Source organism: Terriglobales bacterium (assembly GCA_035561515.1).
Classification (GTDB): Bacteria; Acidobacteriota; Terriglobia; order Terriglobales; family Acidobacteriaceae; genus DATMXP01.
Genome location: DATMXP010000013.1, coordinates 47854 through 59907 on the forward strand (window position 1 = coordinate 47854; position 12054 = coordinate 59907).

10 protein-coding genes are annotated in these 12054 nt (G+C 56.8%); 7 read left to right on the forward strand and 3 right to left on the reverse strand.

What is annotated here, in order from left to right; all coding sequences use genetic code 11:
- Positions 1-8: 8 nt before the first annotated feature.
- Positions 9-1769 (reverse strand): alpha-glucan family phosphorylase, encoded by a 1761-nt coding sequence (glgP, locus tag VN577_04605; GenBank protein ID HWR14083.1) that lies wholly within the window; start codon positions 1767-1769, stop codon positions 9-11.
- 228 nt (positions 1770-1997) lie between these two features.
- Between glgP and VN577_04610 the strand changes: the two genes are divergently transcribed.
- Positions 1998-2726 carry a PilZ domain-containing protein gene (locus VN577_04610; protein ID HWR14084.1) on the forward strand — a complete coding sequence of 243 codons (729 nt, stop codon included), beginning with the start codon at positions 1998-2000 and terminating at the stop codon, positions 2724-2726.
- A gap of 128 nt (positions 2727-2854) precedes the next feature.
- A complete protein-coding gene (locus VN577_04615) occupies positions 2855-5458 on the forward strand; it encodes a PKD domain-containing protein (protein HWR14085.1) in 2604 nt (867 codons plus the stop codon).
- 143 nt (positions 5459-5601) lie between these two features.
- Here the strand turns inward: VN577_04615 and VN577_04620 are convergent, their stop codons facing one another.
- Entirely contained in the window at positions 5602-5976 is a 375-nt protein-coding gene (locus VN577_04620; protein HWR14086.1) for an alpha/beta fold hydrolase, read from the reverse strand.
- 335 nt (positions 5977-6311) lie between these two features.
- On the opposite strand from VN577_04620, the gene VN577_04625 reads away from it, so the two are divergent.
- Complete coding sequence (locus VN577_04625; GenBank protein ID HWR14087.1) at positions 6312-7175, forward strand: AraC family transcriptional regulator; 864 nt, start codon at positions 6312-6314, stop codon at positions 7173-7175.
- Positions 7176-7388: 213 nt separating this feature from the next.
- Positions 7389-8330 (forward strand): amidohydrolase family protein, encoded by a 942-nt coding sequence (locus tag VN577_04630; GenBank protein ID HWR14088.1) that lies wholly within the window; start codon positions 7389-7391, stop codon positions 8328-8330.
- A gap of 47 nt (positions 8331-8377) precedes the next feature.
- On the opposite strand, the gene VN577_04635 is transcribed toward VN577_04630, so the two are convergent.
- Positions 8378-9313: a GlxA family transcriptional regulator gene (locus VN577_04635; protein HWR14089.1), complete on the reverse strand. Its 936-nt coding sequence runs from the start codon at positions 9311-9313 to the stop codon at positions 8378-8380.
- A 167-nt stretch (positions 9314-9480) separates the two neighbouring features.
- Here VN577_04635 and VN577_04640 point away from each other — a divergent pair, with 167 nt between their 5' ends.
- From VN577_04640 to VN577_04650, 3 genes are all read left to right on the forward strand, one after another.
- On the forward strand, positions 9481-10317 hold the full coding sequence (locus VN577_04640; GenBank protein ID HWR14090.1) for an alpha/beta hydrolase: 837 nt from the start codon (positions 9481-9483) through the stop codon (positions 10315-10317).
- Between the two features lie 35 nt (positions 10318-10352).
- Positions 10353-10850 (forward strand): DUF2269 family protein, encoded by a 498-nt coding sequence (locus tag VN577_04645; protein HWR14091.1) that lies wholly within the window; start codon positions 10353-10355, stop codon positions 10848-10850.
- 85 nt (positions 10851-10935) lie between these two features.
- Positions 10936-12018 carry a DJ-1/PfpI family protein gene (locus tag VN577_04650; protein ID HWR14092.1) on the forward strand — a complete coding sequence of 361 codons (1083 nt, stop codon included), beginning with the start codon at positions 10936-10938 and terminating at the stop codon, positions 12016-12018.
- Positions 12019-12054 lie beyond the last annotated feature (36 nt).

Below are 12054 nucleotides of genomic sequence, written 5' to 3' on the forward strand. Positions count from 1 at the left end.
TCGGCTTCTTATTTGCCTTCGGCCGCTACGGGAACCGCTTCCGGCTCAGGAGCGAGCGGATACTTGGCGGTGTTCCTCAACATGTATGCGTTGGAGACATATTGCAGCACCATGCGCTGAGTGTTGAAGAAGGAACCGTTAAGGGCGATAGCGGAGCGCATGATCTCGACATAGCGCTGACGGCGCCCATAATAAAGAGGGACGATCTCGTGCTCGAGCTTGTCGTATAGCTCGCGCACTTCCACCGCAGCATCGCCGGTAGATTCATTGTCGCCGATCGACCATCCGGTGATGCCTTCAATGTGGCCTTCCACCCACCATCCGTCGAGAACGCTGAAGCTGGGAACGCCATTCATGGCAGCCTTCATGCCGCTGGTGCCGGAGGCTTCCTGCGGACGCATCGGGGTGTTCAACCATACGTCGACGCCGCTGCTGATGAGCCCACCCCACTGCAGGTCGTAGTTCTCGACATAAACGGTTCGGATGGAGTCGCTGACGGAGGAAGCTCCGCCGAACACGCTGCGGATGAGGTTCTTTCCCCCATCGTCGCGCGGGTGAGCTTTTCCTCCGTAAACCAACTGGATAGGTCCGACGTTGCGAGCGATTGAACGTAAACGTTCCGGGTTCGAGAAGAGGAGGTTGGCGCGCTTGTAAGTGGAGGCACGGCGAGCGAAGCCGATGGTGAAGACGTCGGGATCGAGTTGTTGTCCGGTGCGGCGAAGGATTTCGTCGAAGAGGTTCTTCTTCGCCTGCTGGTGAGTTTGCTTAACTTCTTCGAGCGGGATGCTGATGGCGTAACGGAGATAGTTGTTGTCGGTACGCCATCCGAAAAGATGACGATCGAACAGTTTGCGGAAGGGCTCCGAGGTCCAGGTGACGGCATGCACGCCGTTGGTAATGGCGCTGATGGCGTAGCTGGGGAACATACCGCGCGAAACCTCGCCGTGGCGCATGGCCACTCCGTTGACGTATCCGGAGAACCGAAGGGCGAGGTACGTCATGTTGAGCTCTTCGCCGTGCCATGCTTCGGTTTCGGTGAGTAACTGGCTGCGTTCCTGACCGAGAATCTGTTCCGCCATGGCGCGTGGGAAATGATCGTGTCCGGCAGGAACAGGGGTGTGGGTGGTGAAGATGCACATGCGACGAACGCCGTCGACGTCGATCTTCTTGACGCGTCCGGCGAAGCTCTGGTCGAGGCGCCGTTCCAGGAGTCCAAGGGCCAAGAGGGCAGAGTGACCTTCATTCATGTGATAGCCCTGGATGTCAGAGTGGCCGATCTTGAAGAGGAGCTTCATGCCGCCATAGCCGAGGATGACCTCCTGGCAAAGACGGTAGAACTCGTCGCCGCCATAAAGGTGGTCGGTGAGGCGGCGATCCCAGGCGGAGTTCTCGGGCAGGTCGGTGTCCAGGAGGTAAACGGGAACCTTCTCCCCGGTGACGCCCTTTACAACGTACTTCCAGGCACGAATGGTGACCTGACGGTTTTCAATCTGGACGGACACACGGCCGGGCATTTCTTCCAGTGAATGCTCGGGATTCCAAAACTGGGGTTCCTCGGTCTGGTTGCCGTGAATGTCCAGATGCTGGCGGAAGTATCCCTTGCGGTGCGCGAGGGTGACGGCAACGACGGGAATACCAAGGTCGGCCATGGAACGAAGGGTGTCACCGGCGAGCACGCCGAGGCCGCCGCTATAGGTCGGGATTGCAGGATCGAGCGCGATTTCCATCGAGAAATAGGCGATGGAAGGAAGGTTCGGACGACTTTTCATCAATACTCCAGAAAATAAGCGGACTGGCAGGAAGGATAATGTCGAGGTTTGCAGCGAGGTCCCACGAGAGCCGCTTCTGCAGTGATTTTACTATGTCCAGAGCTGTCGTTTGTGGATGGCGCGATCTTGCTGAAAACGGCGGGTTTATGCCAAAAGCGGATGCACGCGGCTGTTCCATGACCTACGTAACTTTCCGTTCCTATCGCGGAAAACGACAATACAAAGGCTATGCAACTTCGCTGTTTGCTTGTCGGGCTTGAGCAGTTCAATGATCGTCCTTTGCGCAACGCATTGGGATCGATGGGAATGCAAATCGAGGCGGCTCCCTATTCATCGGCGGGAGACCGGATTCTGAGGGGCAGGTACGAAGCTGTCGTGCTGTTCTATGACGGAACGGATGCCGCGGCGGGCGTTGTGCAGCGCTTGCGGAGCGGAGTGTGTAATCGCGACTCGGTTGTGTTCCTGCTCAGTTCTCCGGAGGCACAGCACACGGCGTTTCGGGTACGTGCGAATTTCTTTATCAGCCCGCCAATTACGCAGGAGAGTGTGATTACTACGTTCAAGGCGGCGTACGGACTACTGGTCAGGTCGCGATCACGGTGGCATCGCGAAACCGTGAACGGTACCGCCTACCTTAACCTGGGCCTCGTCAAGAATGTGCAATCGGGAATCCTGAATCTGAGCCAAGGGGGGATGAGCATTCGGTGCCCGCAGCCTCTGCGGGTTCAGCAGTTGGTGCTGGCACGTTTCGGGCTACCCGGAACGGATGAGTTACTGTGCGTCTCGGCGCAGGTAGTCTGGATCCGGCCGGACGGAACCGCAGGACTCCGTTTCGCGGACATTACGGAGCCAACGGCAAAAGTGCTGCGCCAATGGATCGAGGAGAAACTACAACTCGCTCGGGTGTACGCGGACTTTCGGGAGCGTACCGGAACCATGGCGGGATTGGGACGCTGACGTAGACGGTACCTTGGTCGTTAGGGCGAAACGATTCAGGTACTAAGTAATCAATCTTAATCCTCTTAGAAACTCAGCGGCCTACACTTCGGCAGCAATCCAGAGATCACCATCATCTTGGGGGACCGATGCTGAAGTCGGCGCCGCATAGGCTCGTCTTTCTGCTTGTTTTCATTGTTTCTGCTCTTATATCGACAGCATCTGCAGGAACTTCCATTACACCGTCCACAACCCTCACGGCTGAAACCGCCAACAACACGAGTGCTGCGGCTACGTTCCAGACAAGCACAAACGGCAATGCTGGAGCGGGCAACGTCAGTAAAGAGAGCCTGAGGAAACTTCTTTATCCAGGTTCGACGACAAAGATATACGCGCACTTCATGGGATGGTTTGGGGGATCGAATCACCTGAACGTGGGTTATGAGTCGGCAAGCACGACGCAGGTACGCAAGCAGGTCGACGACATGATGAGCCGCGGCATCGACGGCATGATCATTGACTGGTATGGGCCTTCGAATACGCGAATCAACCAGACATCGGTGTACGTGAAGAACGAAGCCGAGGCACGCGGCGGGAAGTTTGTGTTCGCGATCATGGAAGACCAAGGGGCAATTCGAACCTGCGCGTACACCTCTGGTTGCGACGTCACACAGAAGTTGATCGATGACTTCAATTACATCAATAGCACGTTTGCGTCATCGCCGGCGTACATGAAGGTTGACGGGCGTCCGGTGATCTTTACGTTTGACGTGGAGAGCTTGCCGAACATCGACTGGAACCGGGTGTTGGCGAACGTGCAGGGCAATCCGAAGATCATTCTGCACAACAATCAGGGATTCTCGAAATTCTATTCGTCAGGCAGTTACGCATGGGAGCCGATTAACAAGTCGGATCCCAATGACTGGGGACAGTGGTATCTGAGCAACTTCTACCAAACGAGCCGAAGCTATCCCTACAAGATGGTGCTGGCGGGGACGTGGAAAGGCTTCAACGATACGGCGGCAGCGTGGGGGCAGAACCGAGTCGTGAATCAGAACTGCGGTCAGGTTTGGCTGGCCACGTTCAATGAAATGAACGCGAACTTCTCAACTTCGCTTCAGGCCCCGGGCGTGCAGGTCGTGACGTGGAACGATTACGAAGAGGGAACGGAGATCGAGACGGGAATCGATAATTGCGTGGCAGTTTCGGGCGCAGTGAGTGGAACGGATTTGTCCTGGAACATCGTTGGGCAAGAGAACACGATTGACCACTACACGGTCTTCATCTCGCAAGATGGGCAGAACCTGATGCCGTTACGCGATCTGCCGGCAGGAGCAAGACTATTGGGGCTGGCGGATTTCGGATTTGCACCCGGCAACTACAGCCTGTATGTGAAGGCCGTAGGGAGGGCCTCGATGGTGAACAAGATGTCGGCGGCGATTCCGATGACCATCGACGACCTGCCGCCGCTTGCGGTGCTTAATGTGACCCCGACTTCGGGTACTGCGCCGGTAGCAGTGACGGCCACGACGGCGGGCTCTTCGGATGCCGACGGGGTCATCACGTCATCGAGGATCGACTTCGGCGACGGCTATTCAGTGGTTTCTTCTGACGCAAGCACAACTTTTTCGGAGCCGGGAGTGTATACCGTTACGGCTACCGTGACGGACAACAACGGGAAGACCTCGACCGCGACGGCGACGGTCACGGTGAAAGCCAACCAGGCGCCGCAGGCGGCTGTTTCGGTTACTCCGGCAAGCGGTACGGCACCGATGACGGTGACGGCCTCGACTGCGAACTCAAGTGATCCCGATGGAACGATTGTGACTTCGACGATTGACTTCGGGGATGGTTATGTTGCGAGCGGCCCGACGGCCTCGCACGTCTACAACACGGCCGGCACCTACACGGTGAAAGCTACGGTCAAGGATAACGGCGGACTGACGGCGGGCGCGACGACATCGGTGAGCGTGACGGCCCCTGTGCCATTCACGGTGAACGCATTGTCTCCGACGAATAATTCGACAGTCACCGGAGCGGTAAGGTTTACGGCTACGACGACGTCCAGCAGTGAAGTCACGGCGATCCGCGTGTACGTGGATAGCGTCAGCGTGTATGTCGTATACGGCTCGTCGCTCGATACGACTCTGACGCTGGCACAGGGCTCACATTATGTTGTGCTGCAGGCCTGGAATGCGGGAGGTGAAATCGCGAAGGCTCCGTTAAACGTTACGGTGACGAACTTGCCGCCAGTAGCGAAACTGACGGCGTCCCCGAGTTCAGGGATTGCGCCACTGACGGTGTCGGCGAGTACGAACGGTTCGTACGACCCGGATGGCACAATTACATCGACCTCGATCAACTTCGGTGATGGCAGTTCGGTGTCTTTAGGCTCGGGTCTGAAGGTCTTCTCGGTGCCAGGCACGTACACGATAACCGCAAAGGTGACGGATAATAGCGGAGTGTCCGCGACGGCAGAAGCTACGGTTACGGTGAGCCCCGGAGTGACGATTTCACAGCCAACGGCGGGCGCGACCAGCGGGTCTCCAGCGCGGATCACTGCGAGAGCGGTGGGATGGAGTCCGATCACGGCGATGCAAATCTACGTCGACAATTCGTTGAAGTATTCGGCGAATGCAGCATCCGTGGATGTTTGGGTTCCAATGGCATCGGGCACTCGCTATGTGGTGGTGCAGGCCTGGGATTCGAGCGGAAAGGTATACAAGTCCTCGGTTACGATCACGGTGAAGTAAAAGCAAGCTGCGTCGGATGTCATCTGCGCGATTTGGCCAAAACTTCACCGTACTACAGTCGTGCTAAAGCAAATCGCCTTTGGAAGTTATTGCTTCCAAAGGCGATAAATTTTGGCGCCGAAGAAGGAACTCGCCTGACGCTTTCAGTAGTCCGCAGGAACCGAGACTTCCCGGTGCAAGAAACGATGAGCCATTCGATACGCAACCCGTCCACCCCGGTCATGGCCAACGACGGCGAACCTATCGTGGCCAAGTCGGCGCATTGCATCAACCAGTGTTGCCGCCATGGCTCGTTTTGACATATTGGAGTGGTCGCCAGTATCGCGCGGGCAGGCACTCTGTCCATAGCCGGGCAGATCCGCTACGACGACAGTGAAATTGCGCATGAGCAGCGGCGCCACATCGCGCCACATCAGGTGTGTTTCTGGAAAACCGTGTAGCAGCAACGCGGCAGATCCCATTCCGCCGTGGCGCAGAAAGACGAAGTCACTGCCAAGACGGACTATTCGGCTCTCCATGCACTCCAAATTGTTGTTCACCGCACACCTTGAAGCACCATCGAATTCAGTTTAGTTAGAAGGCAAGTACGAGATATACAGAACCACTACGTTTCGACGGCATGCAGCGGAACCCGGTTGGATATACTGACCGGACCAAGTGACAAGGGACAGAGCGGGAGCAGGACCCGATAGCGTGGAAAGTACTCACCGTGGCAATGCCGAATCGGAATCAGCTTTCTTTCATGGGTTTTCTCCGTTTCCAGCTTGCCGTTTGCGCAGTCGAGTCGGCATACTCTCGTATGCCCCGGACCACAAATTCCGGAACTTACGCGTTACGTGAAGCACTAACCACGATGCCAACTCCTCTTCGGGGCATCGGGCTGCATGACGATTGCGTCATCGATACTGGTTCGGCAAAAGTCATGACCTCCTCAGGGAATGGTGGAACGACAATAGACCCGGCAACGCCTGAGTACGCTCTCATTTTGCTTCTCCGAACTGCCCCTCTGTTTCGTCTTGGATTCAATCGTCGGCCTCGTTGGCTTGCTGTCTCGCCAGGGTCGCTAATGTTTACCCCGCCCGATACTGATTGCGAGTTCATCGGCGAGGCTCCCGGGAAGTGCCTCTGCGTTGTGATCCCGAAGGAAGATGTAGCGGAGTTTGCACAAGAGACGGATTTGCGAATCGATCTTTGCAGAGAAGAGGTTTTTCGAGATCCGGCGCTGACGTTACAGCTCGCAAAGCTTTGGCATGCCCTTAAGGAACATCAGCCGGGCACCCGGTTGCATTCGGATGAGGTGGTGCTCTCTGTAATAGAAACGCTCGCACGACGTACGAATTCTTTTCCAAGGCGCTCTCCACGTCGGAGCCGAGAACAATTAGCGCCCCACACACTTCGTCGGGTTTGCGAATTCATTGAACAGAGCCTGGCGATCGATCTCGACGTTAGATCTCTGGCCGAAGTCGCCAACTTGAGCCCTGCTCATTTTGCACGGGCATTCGCAGCGACAATCGGCATGACTCCATTCCGCTTCGTCATGACTCGTCGACTGGCGCGTGCATGGGAGCTCTTGGAAGGCACGTCTCTACCAACGGTGGATGTAGCGCTTGAAGTCGGATTCAGCTCGCCCAGCCACTTCACCGCACGTTTCCGCCGTGAATTTGGCGTCGTTCCGCAGATGATCCGTCGCAGCAATAGATCTTTCATCGTCATGTGAGCGTAGCCCGCCGCCAATTTACAAAATCGCAGTTTTGGAACAGCGCTTGGGTTAACAATCCGGTACGCTCGTGCTGTGGGTAGAGCGAAGCCCGTGAAGGGTCGCTCGAATTGCGGCGCAAGAAAATTGGCGCGCTCGCAGGAGGAGAGAGGGTGGCAATCGACCGGAGACGTTTTCTCCAGCTTGGAGCGGGCTCACTCGGGGTGGGCATGCTTGGCAGCTTTGCCGTTTGGCAAAGTGATCGGCTTCACAAGCGATGACAACTTACCTGACAAATTTCCGAAAATTGACGTCCACATGCACGCCTACCCGGCGGACACGACAATCGATAAATCTCTCCTGAACCCCATCACTGGCAAGCCGCCGCAGATTAAGAACGGGGAGGAACATCTCCGTGCTTGCCTGGCGGAAATGAAACGGCTGAACATCGTGAGAGGAATCGTGAGCGGGGGAACCGGCGATCGACTCGCGGCTGCAACACATTGGCGTGAAGCAGATCCGGAACGCATTATTGGAGGAGCCGGAGTTCGCGGCTCCGAAGATGCGCCACTGCCTTCATTAAATGTACTCCGAGAAGCCTTTCAAAGCGGCCGGTTGCGAGTGCTTGGCGAGGTAACCGCCGAGTACGCTGGCCTCACACTCAGTGATACAAAGTACGCCCCCTACCTCTCGCTGGCTGAGGAATTAGACATACCGGTCAGCTTGCATACCGGAACAGGCCCGCCAGGAATTTCGTTTGATCCGTGCTGCAGGGCATTTCGCGTGAGCCTCGGAAACCCGGCGCTGATTGAGGACGCACTCAATCGTCATCCGAAGCTCCGCGTCAATCTTATGCACGCTGGATGGCCGTATCTTCAGGAGACGATTGCTCTACTACTGGTTTATCCGCAGGTCTATGTGGATGTTGGGGCAATCTCCTGGTTGCCGCCTCGTGCTGAGTTCCATGCGTACCTTAGCTCGATTGTCAGGGCTGGGTTTGGGGACCGCGTGATGTTTGGCTCGGACCAAATGTTCTGGCCCGAAGCCATAGGGATGGCGGTGGAAGCTGTTGAAGCGGCGTCATTTTTGAGTGAGACCGAAAAGAAGAACATCTTCTTTGGAAATGCAGTCCGGTTCTTCAAACTGAAGGAATTGAGCAAGCCTGAAGCACACTGACTTTGCAGGACTTGCTCAGAACTTCTTAGCATACCGTGGCTGAGGCGCTACGAGGCGCGCGCCGAGCGACGTAGCGCCTGAGGCGGGAGGCGAAAGGTGCGCAGGAAGGCGCGGCGCATTCGCCCCGTATCGCCAAAACCTGCGGACTCGGCAATCTGTTCGAACGAGGCGTCGCTGTTTTCGACTGCGATCCTCGCGGTTTCCAGCCTGAAGCGCTCCACAGCTTTTGCCGGGGTCGTCCCCGTTTCCGCAGTGAACGCGCGTGCAAAATGCCGCGGGCTCATGGCGACACGTTCAGCGAGGCGCTCGACGGTCAGTGATTCAGACACGTGATCGCGCACCCATTCGATCAGCTTCGAGAACCTGCCCGTCCGGCCGCCCAAGTCTACAAGGCCGGAGAACTGCGACTGGCCGCCCGGGCGACGCTGGTGAACGACGAGTTGCTGCGCAGTCTGGTGTGCTACTTCATTGCCAAGGTCATCTTCGATCAGTGCGAGTGCGAGATCGATACCAGCTGTGATCCCGGCTGACGTCCACACGTCGCCGTCGTGAATAAAGATACGATCCGAATCGAGCGTCACTTTTGGATACCTTCGCCGGAAATGGTCCGTACTGTCCCAATGCGTGGTAGCACGACGACCATCGAGGCGCCCGGCTTCCGCTAGAAGGAAAGCGCCGGAGCAGACGCTGGTGAGACGGCGCGCCTTAGCTCGCTTGAGCCACGCAATGATCTTTTCAGCTGCGACGGGCGAACGAACGATTTCCCCGCCGGAGATAACAATCGTGTCAAAGGAACCATGCCGGAGAGGGCGAGTCGCGAGAGCGATTCCTGAAGAGCTCTCCACCTGCCCACCACCGGGCGCTAGCAGCCTGAGATCGTAGCTGCCCGGCCGAAGGCGCTCAGCAATCTCGAAGGCAGTAGTCGGCCCTGCGACATCCAACAACTGAAACCCTGGGTGAAGGACGACGGCAATACGCTTCATGGCAGTTTTTGCCTGAATTTTGTCATTTCAGACAGCATGACTCCGCCGTAGGATGGCCGTCAAGGAGCCAGACGAGGATGGTCATAAATTTGGTCGCAGTGTTTGCAGTGGTTGTCGCTACCTTGGTGACTCCAAGAATGGTTCAAGGAGCGGAGGATAAGTCGACCATGCAAGAACGTATTCCCGAACCCGACAAGAGCGGCCATGTCACCGTCAATGGACTGAATTATTACTATGCGATATACGGCAAGGGTGAGCCCTTGTTGCTGCTTCACGGTGGTATGGGGCAGATCGAAATGTTCGGTACTAATCTGGTCAAACTGGCGGAGGGCCGGCAGGTGATCGGCGTGGATCTGCAAGGCCACGGCCGTACTGAGTTGGGTGATCGTGCAATCAGTCTTGTCGACATGGGCAACGACATGGCTGGTGTGCTGCAGAAGCTCGGCTATAGCAAGGTCGATGTGCTCGGATACTCTCTGGGCGGTGGAGTCGCGTTTCAATTCGCAGTCCAGCATCCAGGAATGATTCGCCGCCTAGTGATGGTTTCCACGCCGTTTTCGCAGGACGGCTTCTACCCTGAGATGCTGCCGATGCAAGCGGCATTGGGCGCGTCGATGGCGGAGCAGTTGAAGGAGACGCCGATGTACAAATCGTACCTGGCAGTGGCTCCGCACCCGGAGGACTTTCCGAAGCTGCTCGACAAAATGGGAGCGTACATGCGCAAGTCATACGACTGGTCTGCGGATGTTAAGAAGCTGACTATGCCTGTGATGCTCATTTATGGAGACAGTGATATGTTTCGGCCCGAACACGAAGTGAAGTTTTATCAGCTACTCGGTGGCGGATTGAAGGATGCGGGCTGGCAGCGCGAGCACATGTCGCGGAACCGGCTTGCGATACTACCCGAAGTCACCCACTACGAAATCGGCGCGGCGCCAAAACTTGCGGAAACCGTTCTGCCCTTCCTAAACGGCACTGCTCACGAAGCCGGGAGCACTTACTAAAAACGCGCGGGGCTGACGCGCACCTCTGGACTAGTATGTCGGCAAAGGGTCAGGAAAAAACTCGAGTGTTCCCGCGCGGTGTGAGGCAGACGATACTGACTATTCATATTGTTGTTTCCGTCGGCTTGTTAGGTGATACGGCGGGGTTTCTAGCGGTGGCTTTTCGTTTATCGCGCACGACGGAGCCTCGCGCCATTAACGAGTTGGTTCAGGTGTTGAACACGTTTGCAATGGTCTTCGGTATCCCGCTCAGTTTCGCTGCGATCGTGACCGGCCTGATTCTTGGCGTGATGTCGAAATGGGGTGTGTTTCGCTATCCGTGGGTCGTTGCGAAACAGTTGCTGATCATTTCGGTCATGGTAGCGGGCGGTTTCGTGATCGGACCTGCTCTCGACACGATGCGCCACGGAGGCCAAGGTGCAACGCACCTGATGGCAGCTGCAGCCTATGACCTGGCCGCTCTCACGACTGCGACAGCGTTGTCTGTCTTCAAGCCCGGACGCAGGTTCCGGTCCGATAAGGAGCATGTCTAAGGTGCTTGGTTTCAGCAATCGAACTGTCGCGCGCCTTTGGTTGGGCGCTTCGGCCTTCGTCCTTGTTGCAGCTGGGAGTTTCGCAATGTGGATCCTTTCACTTCCGTCATCGACCTCGCCAATTGCTCCCGAGCCTGTGCCCGAGAGCGAAACCCGTGAGTCGTTATCGGCGCTCCGACCGAGAAAACGCGAGCGACCTTTGATTGCGGTTATCGGAATCAATGACGCTACTGAGACTACCGACTTTCTCATGCCCGCTGGCATCCTGCGGCGCGCCGATGTCGCGGAGGTGATTACCGTAGCCACGAATCCTGGTGCGGTAAACCTCTACCCGGCGCTCAAAGTCCAACCGGATGCAACGGTTGCTGAGTTCGACGAGAAATATGGGGACGGCGCAGATTACGTTATCGTGCCAGCAATGAGCCGTGACGACGATCCAACGGCACTAAGTTGGATAAAGAGCCAAGCAGCCAAGGGCGCGATCGTCATCGGTGTCTGTGCCGGGGCCAAAGTTGTTGGCGCCGCCGGGTTGCTCGACGACAAGCACGCCACCACACACTGGTACTACCTTCGCGAGCTTCGCCGGAACAATCCGAAGGCTGTTTACGTTCCGAACCGCCGATTCGTCGTTGACCGCAACGTAGTGACGACGACAGGTATTACTGCCTCGATCCCAATGTCTCTCACACTCATCGAAGCGATCGCCGGACGGCAGCGGGCTCAGGCTGTTGCGCAGGATCTCGGGGTAACGCATTGGGACGCGAGCCATGCTAGCGGCGCGTTCAGACTTACTCGCCCGTTTGTTCTGACCGTCTTGGAGAACGGCTTCACCTTCTGGAATCGCGAGGGATTGGAAATCGAGCTATCGCCGGATATTGACGAGGTGTCGCTTGTGCTCGTTGCCGACGCGTGGTCACGAACGTATCGGTCACGCGTCGTGACATTCGCCGACACTACGGCCGCTGTCGAGACCCGTAATGGTTTCCGCATCATTCCCGATCAGGTCTCAAGCAGCCAGCCTACCAATCGCCTGCCTCAAGATATTGGAACGCAAAAGCCAGCCGAGGTGTTGAAAGAAGCGTTGGCAGCGATCCGGGATCGTTATGGTGAGCGGACGTCAGGCATCGTGGCAATGCAGCTCGAATACCCGCAACAGGATGCGCGATGATTGCGATCCTGTGGAGCTACATCGATGTGATTCGGA